This is a genomic window from Anaerostipes hominis (ex Lee et al. 2021) (assembly GCF_002270485.1).
Lineage (GTDB): Bacteria > Bacillota > Clostridia > Lachnospirales > Lachnospiraceae > Anaerostipes > Anaerostipes hominis.
Window position 1 is genome coordinate 81,664 of sequence record NZ_NQOG01000003.1, and the last position, 16,135, is coordinate 97,798.

A 16,135-nucleotide genomic window follows, 5' to 3' on the forward strand; every position below is an offset into this window, starting at 1 on the left:
GCTACTCCTTATTTTCCGTAACTTCTTCCTCTTTCGGCAGATCACATACATATCCGCAGTGTTCGTCTGAACAAACCAGTTTCTTTCCTTTTTCCACCATATACTTTCCGCAGCGCTCACACTTGACGGTAGAAGGCTTCTGCCATGACATAAATTCGCATTCCGGGTTATCCTCACATCCGTAGTATTTCCGACCCTTCTTGGTTTTCTTTAAGACGACTTCCTTTCCGCACAGCGGACATGGAACTCCGATCTTTTCAAAGTGAGGTTTTGTGTTTCGGCAGTCAGGGAATCCCGGACAGGCCAGAAACTTCCCATACGGCCCATATTTCACGACCATATTGCGTCCGCACTGGTCACAGACCACATCGGTCACTTCGTCCTCAATGGTTACCTGCTCCAGTTCTTTTTCTGCGGCCTCCACGGCTTCTTTAAGATCCGGATAGAAGTTTTCCACCACGGATTTCCAGTGGACCTTGCCTTCCTCCACCATATCCAAAAGCGCCTCCATCGTAGCGGTGAAATGCACATCCACGATAGACGGAAATGCCTTTTTCATCATGGTATTGACCGCTTCTCCCAGCTCCGTCATATACAGATTCTTCTTTTCCTTGACCACATACCTTCTGGCAATGATCGTAGATATGGTAGGAGCATACGTACTCGGCCGTCCAATACCCTGTTCTTCCAGGGTGCGGACAAGCGTTGCTTCCGTGTAGTGGGCCGGCGGCTGTGTAAAATGCTGTTTGTGGTCAAACTCTTTTAACTTCAGCTCCGTGGAAGTATCGATACTTTTCAGTATGACATTACCTTTTGATTTCTCATTGTCGATGTTGTACACAGTCAAAAATCCGTCAAAAACGATCTTGGATGCGGAAGCATTGAAACGGTATCCGTTGGCATCGATCTTTACGGATGTAGTCTCATACTTGGCTGCACTCATGCGGCTCGCCATAAACCGGTTCCAGATCAGCTGATAAAGCCTGAACTGGTCTCTGGAAAGCTGTTCTTTCAAGCTCGCCGGGGTGTTCTCGATGTAAGTGGGACGAATGGCTTCATGGGCGTCCTGTACATTTTTGTCGTCCTTTTTTGAAACTTGTCCGTTTCCGACAAAATCACTTCCGTAGGTTTCAGAGATGAACTCTCTGGCATTCTTATCTGCCTCTTCCGAAATCCTTGTGGAGTCTGTACGCAGGTAAGTGATCAATCCCACGGTGCCTTTTCCTTTGATGTCTACACCCTCATACAGCTGCTGAGCAATCCTCATGGTTTTTGCTGTCGGAAAATTCAGTTTGCTGGATGCATCCTGCTGCATCGTACTGGTCGTAAACGGAAGCGGGGCTTTCTTGATACGCTCCCCTGTCTTTACGCTGTCAACATGAAATTCGGCGCCTTCAAGTTCCGCAAGGATCTTGTTCAGCTGTTCTTCATTCTTGATCTCGATCTTCCCGTCTTTGTCTCCGGCAAACTTGGCCTCCAGGGGCTTTTTGCTCCCTTTCACATTCAGAAAAGCATCCAGTGACCAGTATTCTTCCGGTATGAAAGCGCTGATCTCTTCTTCCCGGTCACAGATCAGGCGGAGCGCCACAGACTGTACCCGGCCTGCGCTCAATCCCCTCTTGATCTTTGCCCATAAAAGAGGACTGATCTTATACCCGACAATCCGGTCTAAAACACGTCTTGCCTGCTGGGCATCCACCAGGTCCATGTCGATCTCTCTCGCATGCTTTAATGATTCCTTGACTGCATTCTTGGTGATCTCATTAAATGTGATACGGCTGCATTTTTTATTCTCAAGTTTCAGCGCATAATAAAGATGCCATGAAATTGCTTCCCCTTCCCGGTCAGGGTCAGTCGCGAGATAAACTTTGTCGGCCTTTTTCACTTCTTTCCTCAATGCCGCCAATACTTCTCCCTTGCCCCGGATCGTAATATATTTTGGTTCAAAATTATGTTCCAGGTCGATTCCCATCGTACTCTTGGGGAGATCCCTCACATGACCGTTGGATGCAATGACCGTATAATTTTTCCCTAAAAATTTATTGATCGTCTTTGCTTTCGCTGGTGATTCTACAATTACTAAGTATTTTGGCATTTTTGCACCTCTTAATTATATTTTTATTATGTAATAATTTTTCAGTATTTCTTCTGCCAACCCCTGCCTCTGTAGATAGTATAAGGATGTCACAGCCTCTGTGACCGGCAGTTTTGCCTCCGAAGCTATCTGTTCCAGGCATTTAGGTTCCAAACTCAAAACATCATACACCATTTTTTCACCTCTAGCAAGTGAATTTTTATCAAATTGACAGACATTATGTGAAAATACTCTGAATTTTGGAAATTCATTTAAGATATCTTCGGGGCCGGAAACCAGCTTGGCGCCTTGCTGGATCAGGCGATGGCAGCCCCTTGATACATCACTCGTCACATTGCCCGGGAGTGCAAAAATTTCTTTGTTTTGTTCCAATCCGCAGTCCGCTGTGATCAGAGATCCACTTTTCTCTCTGGCCTCCACTACGAAAATTCCGTCGGAAAGGCCACTGATGATCCTGTTCCTCTGCGGAAAAAGAAAAGAAAGCGGCTCTACGCCGGGACCATACTCAGAATAGATCACACCCTGTTTCTCTACATCGGCGAACAGTTTTTTATGTGCTTTCGGATAAATCCGGTCAATCCCGCATCCCAGAACACCTGCCGTCGGTGCGCCTACATCCAGGGCTCCTCTGTGAGAAGCTCCGTCGATTCCCCTTGCCATGCCGCTGACGATCAAAACACCCCTCCTGGACAGCTCTTTTGCAAAATATCCTGCCATCTCTCTTCCATATAAAGTACAGGATCTGGCCCCTACTATGGCAATGACCAGCCTTGATTCCTGCGGCCTGCCTTTTCGGAAAATGCCAAACGGATAGTCATAGATCTGTTTGAGCCGCTGTGGATAATCAGGTTCTTTCCATATAATATAGTCTGTTTTCTGCTTTTTTAGCTCCTCGTACTTCTTACAGATATAAGATTCATCTCTTGTCTCAAGAAAAAGCCGGTACTGTCTCTTGTTAAGAAATGGCTTTGCAGTCTCCGCATTAAGCTTCCTGAGTTCCTCCGGATGAATAATGGCAGAAAGGATCTCACCCTGCGTCTTTCGATTCATCTCAAGAAGCGACGTAAACCAGAACCACGAAATCTTTTCATTCATATCCCACAGCCTCCGATAAAAACTCCATGTTGCGCAGAGACAGTGCCTCTATAAGATGTCCCTCCCCGATCTCGCTTTTCTGTTCCATTCCGGCAATCGTTTTTGCTGTCCTCACAATCTTATGAATACCCCGCATAGAAATATGATGTTTCTTTTGTTCTTCTTTTAAGATTCTTCGGCTTTCTTTGGACAACGGACAGATTTTTTCTAAGTCCTCTGCCTGTATCTGACCGTAATAAGAATACGGAGTATCCGAGAGTTCTCTCTGTTCCTCCCTGATATTTTCCAAAACCCTGCTGCGGATGGCAGCCGAATTTTCAGTCTCGGCGTCCATTTTCTTTGCCTCCTGTCCAACTGTGAGAATCAGATCAAAACGGTCCAGTATGGGCCCTGAAAGTCTGTGATAATAGGACCGCTTTTCACCCGCACTGCACCGGCATGCCTCCGGAGTAAAGCTGTTGCCGCATGGACATGGATTCATGGCCGCTGCAAGTAAAAAGTCCGCAGGCATGGTATAGTCTCTCCCAAGCCTGTTTAAAATAATCTGCTTATCTTCCAGCGGCTGTCTCAGGGCTTCAATGCATTTGGCGTCAAACTGTGCCAGTTCATCCAGGAACAGGACACCTTTGTGGGCAAGTGTGATCTCTCCAACTTTTGGAACCGCTCCCCCACCGATCAGCGCTCCCCTGGATATGGAAGAATGAGGTTTTCGGAAAGGCGGACAAAAATCTTCTGCCTCCCGGTGGACACCGGCCGCCTGATACAGAGCCTGCACCTCCAGATATTCTTCCTCGGATAAACTGTTCATGATAGAAGAAATCCGTTCAAGCGCCATAGTCTTGCCACAACCTGGAGCTCCGATCAGAAGAATGTTATGCCTCCCGGTTACGGCGATTTCCAGAGCTCTTTTTAAGAAAGCCTGTCCTTTTATTTCTGAAAAATCATGACACTGGCTGTCAAGGATCATCCTTTTTTCCTTAAAATGATATGGAAGCACACACCCGCTTCTGAAATAGTCCACGGCATCGGAAAGATGTTTTACCGGAACCAGTTCCACATCTCTGATATGTACAAGGGATTCCATATCATCATAGGGAACCATAAATCGCCGGATGCCCTGCTTTCTCCCTTCCATGATGATGGGCAGGCACTGTCTGATCCCATGGACACTGCCGTCCAATCCCAGCTCTCCCAGGAGACAGATGGGCGGTTCTTTGTTAATTGGAATATAATTGAGACCGGCCATAACGGCCGCTGCGATGGGAAGATCAAATGCGGTTCCTGTCTTTCTGATGTCGGCAGGAGATAAATTGACGGTAATTTTCATAGGAGGGAGCGGACAGCCCAGAGCCCGCAGTGCGGATTCCACCCTGTGCCTGGATTCTTTTGCTTCATTAGAAAGGCGGCCTACCATAGTAAAGTATGGGAGACCGCTTCTTAGTTCCGCTTCGACCTGAATGATACAGCCTGCGGCGCCTGAAACAATGCCGCTTAACATCGAACAAAACATAAAGCCTCCTTCTTCTCCGGAAGCCTTTCAGCTAACAATATACTGTATCTTATCATGTTTTCTATTTTTTTACAACTATTTCAGCAATTTTTTCAGTTCACTCATGAAGGTGTTCACATCTTTGAACTCTCTGTATATAGCGGCAAACCTTACATATGCCACCTCATTCAGTTCCTTCAGCTTGTCCATGACGATTTCTCCGATCAGGGAACTCTCTACCTCGCGCTGTCCGAGATTATAGATCTTTGTCTCGATCTCATCTACAATCTGATCTATCTGTCCCATGGATATAGGCAGCTTGTGGCAGGACTGTACGATACCCGCCTTGATCTTGGAGCGGTCATACATCTGTCTGGTCTTGTCCTTCTTGATCACAGACAGCGGTTCTGTCTCGATCTTTTCATAGGTCGTGAAACGCTTGCTGCAGTCGTCACACTGTCGTCTTCTCCGTATAGAGTTATTGTCTTCCGAATGTCTGGAATCAATGACTCTGGAATTTTCACTTCCGCAATAAGGGCACCTCATTTTTCTACCTCCCGGGCTATGCTTTTCTTTGTACTCTTTTGAGAGGCAGAACACGTCTGCCTCAAGACTTTCCATTCGTTAAAGGAAGTATATCATTTTTTCCAGATCACTTCAAACATTCTTTTTCATTAATATCCACCAATACAGTGTCACAGCCGATTCGAATGATCTTCTTATATGGAATATAATAAAACTCTCCTTTTGTAAAACATAGGATCTTTGTCGCTTTTGGAACGATCAGACATAAAATCTGACCTGACGCCAGGTCAAACTCCAGGTCGATTACACATCCCAGTTTATCTCCGGTCCGGCAGTTGATAACATCCTTTTCCCTCAACTCTAAAAACTTCATGAAACGCCACCCCAGAAAAATAGTTATAATAGTGTATGCCCCAGGAAATAAAATGTGTCAAAAAGGCTGTATCCTCCAGTCAGATACAGCCTAATGATCTTTATATAATTCACTTTATTATACAGTAATGATTTTTTTCGGACACTTCTTGGCACAGAGTCCGCAGTTGACACATTTCTCATAGTCTATATGAGCAATGTTATTTTCTACGGTAATCGCTCCAAGCTTACATTCTTTCGCACAGAGCCCGCAGCCGATACATCCGGCTTTGCACACGGACATGACGTCTTTTCCCTTGTCTTTAGAATTACACTGCACTAAATGCTTCTTGTCGTAAGGAACCAGTTCAATAAGTCCCTTCGGACAGATATCGGTACATTTTCCGCAGCCGATGCACGCTTCTTTGTCAACATACGCAATACCGTTGACGATGGAGATTGCATTCTCAGGGCACACCTGGGCGCAGCTTCCGAATCCCATACATCCGAAAGAGCATGCTTTGGGCCCCTCTCCGGGTACGTTCATGGCTTCCACACAGCTCATCTGTCCTGTATATTCGTATTTATTTGATGCTTTCTCACAGGTCCCCGCACACTTTACGAATGCCACCTGTTTTACGAAGTCACCGGCTTCCACACCCATGATGGCACCGATTTTTTCTGCCGCCGCAGGCCCGCCTACCGGACAGGCATTGACCGCAGCTTCTCCGTTCGCGATCGCTTTTGCAAGCCCGTCGCATCCGGCATATCCGCAGCCTCCGCAGTTATTTCCGGGAAGTTCTGCGCGGACTGCTACTTCTTTTTCATTGACCGGAACCTTAAACTTCTCAGAAGCGATTCCCAAAAGAATAGCAATGACCAAACCAATGCCTCCGACCACGACGGCCGCGAGGATAATTGCTGTAATATCCATTTTTGCTACCTCCCTATATGATTCCTGAGAATCCAAAGAAAGCGATAGCCATCAGCCCTGCCGTGACAAGAGTGATCGGCATTCCTTTGAAAGATTCCGGGATGTTGTTGTATTCTAATTTCTCGCGGATACCAGCCAGGATCACGATGGCGATGGTAAATCCGACAGCCACTCCAAATCCGTTGACTACACTGGTAATAAAGTTGTAATCATACTGAACGTTATTCAATGCAACACCGAGCACCGCACAGTTGGTAGTGATCAGCGGAAGATATACGCCTAAAGACTCATAAAGAGCCGGCATAGATTTCTTTAAAAACATTTCCACGAACTGAACCAATGCCGCAATGACAAGGATAAATGCGATCGTCTGAAGATATTCCAGATGAAACGGTACGAGTATGCCCGCATAAACGAAATAGGTAACCGCTGAGGCGATTGTGATGACGAAAATAACCGCAGCGCCCATTCCGCCGGCAGTTTCTACCTTCTTGGATACACCAAGGAAAGGACAAAGGCCTAGGAACTGGCTCAATACTACGTTATTAACTAATGCCGCACCGATTGCGACTAATAATAAATTTGACATTGTTCATCCCCCCTATTTGTCATCCACACTGTTATCGAAAAACCGGCTTCCACAGGCACCGTTTCCGCAGCTTGCACAGTCGCCGCAGCCGGAAGCCTGAGGCTCTCCTGCTTTTTTCGGTTTCTTGTTTCTTACCTTATTCTGAACTGCAACAAGGCAGGCCAGGACAAAGAATGCTCCGGGGGCCAGGATAAAGATCGTGATCGGCTCATAAGCAGCCGGCATGATCTTTGTGCCAAAGATCGTACCTGCACCGAGGAGTTCACGGAAAGCTCCGATCACAGTCAGTGCAATGGTAAATCCCAGTCCCATTCCGACACCGTCGAAGAAAGAGAGAACTGCCCCGTTCTTAGATGCAAAGGATTCTGCGCGTCCCAGGATGATACAGTTTACTACGATCAGAGGAATGTATATTCCAAGGCTTGCATTCAGTGACGGCACATATCCCTGCAAAAGGAACTGTACTACCGTTACCAGAGATGCAATGATAACAATATAGCCCGGAATACGGACCCTGTCAGGAATAATATTTCGCATGAGTCCAATGATCAGATTGGAAAACATTAACACGGCCGTAGTGGAAAGTCCCATTCCTGCCCCGTTGATGGCGGATGTGGTTACCGCGAGGGTAGGACACATACCGAGCATTAAGACGAAAGTAGGATTTTCTTTGACAATACCGTTGATTAAACGTTCTATCGGATTACTTTTCATCTCAATTACCTCCTTTCAATGTATCCATTAAAGCAACACAGCTGTTGACCCCGCTTGTTACCGCACGGCTGGTGATCGTGGCACCGCTGATGGCATCGACCTTTGCGTCGTCGTTCTTGCCGGAACCGTCTTTTACGACTTCAAACTGCTTCGCTTTTTTATCTTTGAAGTTACTCTTAAATTCATCTTCTTTTGCCTTCATACCAAGACCTGCGGTCTCACTGATCGTCAAAGTCTCATATCCGTTGACCGTACCGTCATTCTTGACACCGACGGAGAGGGTGATATCTCCGCCGTACCCGTCAGGGTTTGTCACGGAGAATACATATCCAAGACCTTTTCCGTCCTTATCTACTGCTTTGGCAATCTCACTGACCGTATTCTGGCCCAAATTCTTTGCCTTCAAAACTTTGTTTATCTCTTTTTTATTAAGCTTCACTGCCTCAAATCGATCTGCGTCTTTGAACACAGCCTTGTATGCTTCCTGTTTTGTCTTTTCTTCCTGCTTTGCAATCGGATCTTTGGTCACGTTGTAAACGAATCCAAGGATCAGTCCGGCAGCCAGAGTGATGATAAATAATTTAATACAGTCGTTTACTAAACTTTTATTCATTGTCTTTGCCTCCTTTTGCCTTCACAATTCCAAACGGAGTAGGAACCGTAATCTTTTCAATCAGAGGAACAACCAGGTTCGCAATGATAATAGAGTAAGAAACTCCCTCTGCCATCGGTCCGAACAGTCGGAAAATACCGGTCAGCAGTCCGCAGAGGACGCCGAAGATGATCTTTCCTCTGGAAGTGATCGGTGAAGTTACATAGTCCGTTGCCATGAAGATCGCACCGAGCATCAAACCGCCGGAAAAAATCTCAGACGCCATGTAAGTGAGATCGAAGCCATGTCCTCCAAAAAGCAGTACGAAGACAGCCACCGTCGCCACATAGATGCATGGGATCAGCGGTGAGATCACTTTCTTTAATACCAGGTAGGCTCCTCCCAGGAGGAGAAGGACGGCGGATGTCTCTCCGATCGTTCCCGGGATAAATCCTGTAAAGACATTTCCGAGGTCTACACTCTTTCCTGCTTTCAGCAGGGCAAGAGGAGTCGCGGTGGTGACACCGTCATAGGTAAATGTCGTCATTCTTGCCGCAAAAGAGATCATCAGAAAACAGCGGGCTCCCAATGCCGGGTTCATAAAATTCTGCCCCAGGCCGCCGAAAACTTGTTTTACGACAATAATAGCAAAAAGGCCGCCGAGCACCGGCATCCAGAAAGGAACACCTGCCGGCAGGTTCAGCGCAAGCAGGAGTCCGGTCACAGCCGCGCTCAGATCGCTGACGGATACTTTTTGTTTCATTAGCTTCTGATATATATACTCAGCAGCCACACAGGTGACAATGGAGACCGCAATGGTCACAGCCGCAGATGCACCGAAGATATAGATACCAAAAACTGTGGCCGGGAGTAATGCAAGGATTACGTCCAGCATAATGCTTTGTGTTGAGCTTTTGTCCCTTACGTGCGGGTTTGCTGAAACACGATATAATGTTTCGTTCATATGTACCTCTCCTTTACTTCTTTCTACGATTTGCCAAGACCTGTTTGCGTCCTGTCTTCATTGACTGTGCCAGGTTTCTCTTCGCCGGACAGATAAAAGAACAGCATCCGCATTCCACACACTCATCTCCGTGGAGTGCCTCAAATGCTTCAAAGTTATTGTTATCTGCCAGTACGGACAGTCTCGCCGGCATTAACTTCTGAGGACAGACGCTGACACAGCGCCCGCAGTTGATACAGTTGCTCGGCTCTACGGCAGACACAGGGTCCTTTGTAAATGCAAGCAGAGAAGAAAATGTTTTGACAGCCGGAACGTCGGTAGTAAACATGGCCATTCCCATCATCGGACCTCCGGAGATCACCTTTTCAGGCTGTCCCTTAAATCCACCGGCCGCTTCGATCAGTTCGTTGACGTTGGTTCCCGTGCGGACTAAAAGGTTTTTAGGGCTCTCAACCGCATCTCCGGTCACCGTTACCACACGGCGGAACAAAGGTCTTCCCTCTTTTACCGCTTCCTTGACAGCAACAATCGTTGCCACGTTGTCCACAATACATCCTGCATCTGCCGGAAGCATACTGGAATTGATGGCTCTTCCCGTAGTCGCATAGATCAGGGAACGCTCCGCTCCCTGCGGATATTTTGTCTTTAACTCTGCAACCGAAATTCTTGCATCTCCTTTGACACAATCGCTGACTTTGGCAATGGCATCTTTTTTATTGTCTTCCACTGCGATGATCCCTTTTGCCTTCGGGAACAAGTCAAGAACAATGTTAAGACCTTCCACGAGGACTTCCGGAGTCTCCATCATGATCCTGTAATCTCCGGTTATGTAAGGCTCACACTCCGCACCATTGACAATGATGTACTCGATGGCATCCGGATCTTTCGGAGCCAGCTTCACATGAGTCGGGAAACCTGCCCCTCCGAGCCCGACGATCCCTGCGTCTTTGATCGCAGCGAGAACCTCGTCTCTGGTCATATCCTGATACGGCTTTGCTTTAAACTCCGCTTCTTTAAATTCTCCGTCGTTTTCTATTACAATTGCATTTACTTTTGCCCCGGCGGGAGTCACTCTCGGCTCGATTGCTTTCACCGTACCCGAAACAGAGCTGTAAATATTGGCAGACACAAAACCGCCTGCCTCTGCAATCTTCTGTCCCGCCAGTACCTGATCACCTTTTTGTACGATCGGTTTCGCAGGTGCCCCGATATGCTGGCCGACAGGTAAAACAACATCTCCTTTAGGCAGATATTCGGTGATCGGAGAATTTTTTGCGTATTCTTTCCCGTCATCCGGATGAACTCCGCCGCTAAATGTAAACAATGCCATTTTTAAGCCTTCCTTTCTCTTTTCTTTAATTTCCATATCTTTAATGATAAATTGTTTAGCATGCAAAATCAACTTTCGACATTTTTTTCACAAATGAAATCCCACAAAATAACACACATATCACTAAAATCTTTTCATTCTTTTACTTTTTTCATCTTTTTGCACAGAAAAAGAAACAATAGTGCTTTCTATATGTGAATTAATTATCAATCTAAAAGGAGTCCCCGATCCTGAGAACTCCCTCTTTGAAGTTTTATCTAATGCCTGATCTGTCCATTGCCATAAATAATAAATTTGGTAGTCGTCAGCGCATCGAGTCCCATCGGTCCCCTTGCATGGATCTTTTGGGTGCTGATTCCGATCTCGGCTCCAAAGCCGAACTCGAATCCATCGGTAAATCTCGTGGAAGCATTTACATAGACTGCAGCCGCATCGATCTTCTCCAGAAACTCCTGGGCATGGGAATAAGAATCTGTGACAATCGCCTCGGAATGTTTGGTATTGTAGCGGTTGATATGTTTTACCGCCTCATCAAAACTGTCCACGACCTTTACCGAGATAACGGCATCCAGATATTCGGTTCCCCAGTCTTCTTCCGTCGCCCGGATAACCTGGTCACTGACTGCCATGACTCTCTCGTCTCCTCTGACCTGCACTCCCTTTTTCAGCAATGCCTCTACGACAGCCGGAAGATGGGTCTGTACAACATCTTTATGTATGACCAGAGACTCGCATGTATTGCAGGTTCCAAGCCTCTGAGTTTTTGCATTGACCACGATATCGACAGCCATTTGGGGATCTGCATACTCATCGATATAAGTATGGCAGTTTCCGGTTCCTGTCTCGATCACGGGAACCGTGCTGTTTTTCACGACACTCCGGATCAATCCGGCTCCGCCTCTTGGAATGAGGACATCAATATATTCATTCATCTGCATCATCTTTGTGGCAGTTTTCCGGCTGGTATCTTCCAGGAGCTGAATGCCGAATACCGGCATCTTTTTCTTGGCTAATGATTCCTGGAGAACTTTAGTAATCGCAAGATTAGAATGTATGGCGTCGCTTCCGCCGCGGAGCAGGCAGGCGTTTCCTGTCTTAAAGCAAAGAGCAAACGCATCCGCAGTGACATTGGGACGGGATTCATAGATAATCCCCACAACGCCCAAAGGCACGACCTTCTTTCCGATCAGCAGTCCGCTTTTATTGGGCTTCATCTCGGTGACTGCCCCGATGGGATCTTCCAAGTCCGCCACCTGTCTGAGTCCTTCTGCCATGCCTTCGATCCTGTCAACCGTCAGAGTCAGACGGTCCACCAGTGCCTCCGACATCCCGCGCTCCATGGCTGCTTTCACGTCTTTTACATTCTCCGAAAGAATGTAATTCTGGTTTGTCACAAGCTGGTCTGCCGCTTCCCTGAGCAGCTCGTTTTTGTCATTCATAGGCGCCTGCGCCAGAACGACCGACGCTTCTTTTGCCTGTCTTCCTAATTGTTCTAACATAACAACCTCCCTTCTATCTTTATCTCAGTGCTTTCCCTTTGGCTTCAGCGGAGTCACACTTCCGTCCTCATTCTTTATGCTGATATGATTCAGCTGTCCGCGCAGATTTGCCCGGACAGACTGGATATATTCTTCTCTCAGCTTTTTCTGCTCCTTCTTTTCCTTCTCTGAAAGCCCGATGGACTTTTCCAGATGATATAATTCATTGATTCTTCTGATCTTGTCTTCGTTCATACTATTCCTTTCCAGTCAAAATTATGAGTTTAAATACGGACATTCCGTAAGATATTTCCGAAAATTAAAATGTTCTCTTTTATGGGCTAAGAAAAGCGTTCCGATCTCCCTGCCCCCGATAATTCTGTTCAGGTCATTTAAATCTCTGCTGTTTGCTATGACCATATCGGCCCCGCAGTCTGTCACAATATTTGCAGCTGCGATCTTTGTGGCCATGCCCCCGGTTCCCACCTTGGTCACAGCTCCTTTTGCCATGTTTTCGATCTCTTCGGTAATCACGGGTACTTCTGATATAAGTCTTGCTCTTTTATTTTTATGCGGGTCGTCCGTATATAATCCGTCTATATCCGTGAGAAGAATCAAAAGATCTCCTTCTACTACCGCAGTGACCACGGCAGATAAAGTGTCATTGTCTCCGAACTCAATTTCTTCTGTGGAGACGGTGTCATTTTCATTTACGATAGGAATGATGCCCAGACTCAGCAGCTGGTTAAATGTATTTCTTGCATTGAACCTGCGCATATCGTTCAACATCGTCTCTTTTGTGATGAGGATCTGGGCAGAGCCCTGATTGTATTCAGCAAATAGCTTTTGATAGATCATCATCAACTGTCCCTGTCCCACGGCAGAGCAGGCCTGCTTCATCGGAAGAGATCCCGGGCGTTCCTTTAGTCCCAGTGCTTTATAGCCGACCCCGATCGCTCCGGACGATACTAATATCACATCTTTTCCGCTGTTGTGAATATCTGTCAGGACACGGACCAGCTTTTCAAGCCGGAATAAATTTAGCTGTCCTGTCTTCGGATGTATCAGGGAAGAAGTCCCTACCTTAACTACGATCCGCTTCTTATCCTTTAGTTTTTCTCTGTTTTCCATAATGCTGAAGTCCTGTCCTATTCCCGCTGAGCCTCGGTCAGCGCAGTTTATGATTATTGTAGCCTCTTTCTAAAAAAAAATCAACGTATTATCACCGAAAAATCGACACGAAAAATTGATTTAGTTAAAAACCCAGAAGAATCTGACTATATCAGAATTCTTCTGGGTTTTTAACTAAACATCAAGAAGGATTACATCTTCACTTTCCAGTGATGCTTTCACGTCAATGACTCTTTGATTACTGCTTCCCCGGAATCTTAAATTTAAATCCTTTTTTTCTTCCACAAAAGGGCCGTCCACTAAAACATCCAGATATTGAAGCACCTCCGGATCAAACTCCATGATTTCTTCAAACAGATAAGAAGAATACATCCAGATATTTTTTTCCGGACAACGCTCTTTGAGTTTCATCAGCAATTCCCTGACCGGACGCCGGTTTGCAGGCTCCATAGGCTCTCCTCCAAGAATCGTTGCCCCGGCTATATGCTCTCCTGCTGTCAGTGTTAAAAATTCTTCTTCCGTTTCTTTATTCCATTTAAGGCCGCCCTCAAAATCCCATGTTTCCGGGTTAAAACAACCCTTACACTTCCTCGTGCACCCCTGTACAAACAGAGAGGTCCTGATGCCGACTCCATTGGAAATATCGATCTTCCTGATCTGTGCGTACCGCATTTAGTTCACCTCTTGCACCTGGTTATCCAGATGGACAAACCGTTCTCCGATCTCCTGGGTACGTCCCTTGTTCCAGAAATTATCTCCCAGATATCCGCAGGTCCTGCGGCATACGTTTAAAGTCTTGTGGCTTCTGTTGCCGCAGTTCGGACAGTACCACTCATAGTTCTCATCAAGAAGGATTTCCCCGTCAAATCCGCATTCCTGACAGTAGTCTGACTTTGTATTGATCTCGGCATACTGAATGGTATCGTACATATAGTCAATCAGAGCAGACAGCGCTTCGAGATTCTGATTCAGGTTCGTTACCTCCACGTAACTGATCGCCCCGCCTGAAGAAATGCTCTGGAACTTTGCTTCAAATCCAAGTTTTTCAAAGGCATCGATCGGTTCAGTCACGTTTACATGGTAAGAATTTGTAATATAATCTTTATCCGTGATTCCTTCCACAACACCAAACCGTTTCTTTAAGCTTCTTGCAAACGTATAAGTCGTAGACTCTGCCGGAGTTCCGTACACGCTGAATCCAAGTCCGGACTCTGCCTTCCACCGGTCACATGCTCCCCGGAGACGCTCCATGATCCTGACAGCCAGTTCATCGCCTTCCTCCGTCGTATGACTTTTTCCGAGGAGGGAAAGAACACACTCGTACAAACCGATGTATCCAAGGGAAAGTGTAGAGTAGCCGCCTTCCAAAAGCTTATCGATCGTTTCGCCCGGCTTCAGCCTTGCGATGGCTCCGAACTGCCAGTGGATCGGACTCACATCTGACAAGGTACCTTTCAGGCTCTCATGCCGCAGCATCAGCGCTTCCCGGCACAGGCTCAGGCGTTCGTCGAGGATATTCCAGAATTTCTCCATATCCTGCTCCGCAGACAATCCCACATCGGCCAGGTTAATAGTCACGACTCCCTGATTAAATCTGCCGTACCATTTATAATTGCCTTCTTCATCTTTCCATGGGGCCAGAAAGCTTCGGCATCCCATACACGGGAACACTTCCCCTTTGTAATTCTTCTTCATGATCTTTGCCGAAATAAAGTCGGGCATCATGCGTTTTGCCACACATTTGACCGCCAGATCCGTCAGATAGCGGTACCTGCTGTCTTTCGGTACGTTGTTTTTATCCAAGACATACAAAAGTTTTGGAAATGCCGGTGTCACATAGGCTCCCACCGGATTTTTCATTCCCTCATACCGCTGCCTTAACATTTCTTCGATCAGCATCGCCGTCTCTTTTTCATATTCCGGTTCTTCACTGATGTACATGAAGACAGACAAAAACGGAGCCTGTCCATTGGTAGTTGAAAAGGTATTGATCTGATACTGTATCGTCTGGATGCCGGAAACGATCTCATCGTGAAGACGGTCTTCTGCGATCAGTTCTACTTCCCGTTCCGTATACTCTTTTCCGATCATCTCCCCTTCCTTTTTCACCTTTTCTTTATGTTTATCTAAGCTCACTCTTACAAAGGGTGCCAAATGGGAAAGCGAAATCGTCTGGCCTCCATACTGACCGTTTGCCACCTGCTGTACAATCTGGGTCGCAACCGTACAAGCAGTCTGGAGGGACTTCGGAGTTTCAATCAGTTTACCGTTTATCACCGTTCCGTTTTTAAACATATCCTTTAAATCCACCAAGTCACAGTTATGCATCTGCTGGATATAGTAGTCCATATCGTGAAAATGAATGATGCCGTCATCATGTGCCTGGACAATTTTAGGCGGAAGCATCATCCTCCTGCAGTAATCCCTGGAAAATTCCCCTGCGATCAGATCCCTCTGTGTTGCCAGGATATTCGGATCTTTATTAGAGTTTTCATCCAAAGCTTCCTGGTTTTCTCCGGTCACGATGCCGAATACCTCATTGTCAATGGTATTCGTCTCTCTCTGGAACTCTCTGACCTTACGGTATCCTTCATAGGCCTTCGCCGTCAAAATCTGGTCTTTTTGAATGAGCTTTTCAAATACCTGGTCTTCGATCCGGTAAATGCTGATATCCTCGTCTCCCTGATGTTCCTCATGGATCTCAAAGGAAATATCCTTTGCACATTTTTCATCTACAACCCCGCTTCCGTACCTCATAGCTTTTAAGATGGCAAGTTCGATTTTAGACGGATCAAAATCTACTTTACTGCCATTTCTCTTAATCACTTTCATTTATCTTCACCCTTTC

General features: G+C 46.5%; 16 protein-coding genes. All 16 read right to left on the reverse strand.

The window, feature by feature from the left end; translation table 11 throughout:
- Position 1 precedes the first annotated feature (1 nt).
- Positions 2 to 2,095: a type I DNA topoisomerase gene (topA, locus tag CI597_RS04640; RefSeq protein WP_024727734.1), complete on the reverse strand. Its 2,094-nt coding sequence runs from the start codon at positions 2,093 to 2,095 to the stop codon at positions 2 to 4.
- Between the two features lie 15 nt (positions 2,096 to 2,110).
- On the reverse strand, positions 2,111 to 3,190 hold the full coding sequence (dprA, locus tag CI597_RS04645; RefSeq protein ID WP_024727735.1) for a DNA-processing protein DprA: 1,080 nt from the start codon (positions 3,188 to 3,190) through the stop codon (positions 2,111 to 2,113).
- A complete protein-coding gene (locus CI597_RS04650; RefSeq protein WP_024727736.1) occupies positions 3,183 to 4,700 on the reverse strand; it encodes a YifB family Mg chelatase-like AAA ATPase in 1,518 nt (505 codons plus the stop codon). Before CI597_RS04650 ends, dprA begins: the two co-directional genes overlap by 8 nt.
- Before the next feature lie 75 nt (positions 4,701 to 4,775).
- Positions 4,776 to 5,225, reverse strand: coding sequence for a transcriptional regulator NrdR (gene nrdR / locus CI597_RS04655; protein WP_024727737.1), 450 nt, complete (start codon positions 5,223 to 5,225; stop codon positions 4,776 to 4,778).
- A gap of 106 nt (positions 5,226 to 5,331) precedes the next feature.
- Positions 5,332 to 5,577 (reverse strand): YlmC/YmxH family sporulation protein, encoded by a 246-nt coding sequence (locus CI597_RS04660; protein ID WP_024727738.1) that lies wholly within the window; start codon positions 5,575 to 5,577, stop codon positions 5,332 to 5,334.
- A 117-nt stretch (positions 5,578 to 5,694) separates the two neighbouring features.
- Positions 5,695 to 6,489: an RnfABCDGE type electron transport complex subunit B gene (locus CI597_RS04665; RefSeq protein ID WP_024727739.1), complete on the reverse strand. Its 795-nt coding sequence runs from the start codon at positions 6,487 to 6,489 to the stop codon at positions 5,695 to 5,697.
- Between the two features lie 13 nt (positions 6,490 to 6,502).
- Entirely contained in the window at positions 6,503 to 7,078 is a 576-nt protein-coding gene (gene rsxA / locus CI597_RS04670) for an electron transport complex subunit RsxA (protein ID WP_006567153.1), read from the reverse strand.
- A 12-nt stretch (positions 7,079 to 7,090) separates the two neighbouring features.
- The gene (gene rsxE / locus CI597_RS04675) at positions 7,091 to 7,792 is read right to left on the reverse strand and encodes an electron transport complex subunit RsxE (protein ID WP_024727740.1); all 702 of its coding nucleotides are present in this window, start codon (positions 7,790 to 7,792) and stop codon (positions 7,091 to 7,093) included.
- A 1-nt stretch (position 7,793) separates the two neighbouring features.
- Positions 7,794 to 8,405 (reverse strand): RnfABCDGE type electron transport complex subunit G, encoded by a 612-nt coding sequence (locus CI597_RS04680; RefSeq protein ID WP_024727741.1) that lies wholly within the window; start codon positions 8,403 to 8,405, stop codon positions 7,794 to 7,796.
- Positions 8,398 to 9,348 carry an RnfABCDGE type electron transport complex subunit D gene (locus CI597_RS04685; protein ID WP_024727742.1) on the reverse strand — a complete coding sequence of 317 codons (951 nt, stop codon included), beginning with the start codon at positions 9,346 to 9,348 and terminating at the stop codon, positions 8,398 to 8,400. The genes CI597_RS04680 and CI597_RS04685 overlap by 8 nt, the downstream gene beginning before the upstream one ends.
- A gap of 13 nt (positions 9,349 to 9,361) precedes the next feature.
- On the reverse strand, positions 9,362 to 10,678 hold the full coding sequence (gene rsxC, locus CI597_RS04690; RefSeq protein WP_024727743.1) for an electron transport complex subunit RsxC: 1,317 nt from the start codon (positions 10,676 to 10,678) through the stop codon (positions 9,362 to 9,364).
- A 257-nt stretch (positions 10,679 to 10,935) separates the two neighbouring features.
- Positions 10,936 to 12,177 carry a glutamate-5-semialdehyde dehydrogenase gene (locus CI597_RS04695; protein WP_024727744.1) on the reverse strand — a complete coding sequence of 414 codons (1,242 nt, stop codon included), beginning with the start codon at positions 12,175 to 12,177 and terminating at the stop codon, positions 10,936 to 10,938.
- Between the two features lie 24 nt (positions 12,178 to 12,201).
- Positions 12,202 to 12,411 carry a DUF896 domain-containing protein gene (locus CI597_RS04700; RefSeq protein ID WP_024727745.1) on the reverse strand — a complete coding sequence of 70 codons (210 nt, stop codon included), beginning with the start codon at positions 12,409 to 12,411 and terminating at the stop codon, positions 12,202 to 12,204.
- A gap of 21 nt (positions 12,412 to 12,432) precedes the next feature.
- A complete protein-coding gene (gene proB / locus CI597_RS04705) occupies positions 12,433 to 13,287 on the reverse strand; it encodes a glutamate 5-kinase (RefSeq protein WP_024727746.1) in 855 nt (284 codons plus the stop codon).
- Positions 13,288 to 13,461: 174 nt separating this feature from the next.
- Complete coding sequence (nrdG, locus tag CI597_RS04710; RefSeq protein WP_024727747.1) at positions 13,462 to 13,959, reverse strand: anaerobic ribonucleoside-triphosphate reductase activating protein; 498 nt, start codon at positions 13,957 to 13,959, stop codon at positions 13,462 to 13,464.
- Positions 13,960 to 16,119, reverse strand: coding sequence for an anaerobic ribonucleoside-triphosphate reductase (gene nrdD, locus CI597_RS04715; protein WP_034549443.1), 2,160 nt, complete (start codon positions 16,117 to 16,119; stop codon positions 13,960 to 13,962). It abuts the gene before it with no gap.
- Positions 16,120 to 16,135: the final 16 nt, after the last annotated feature.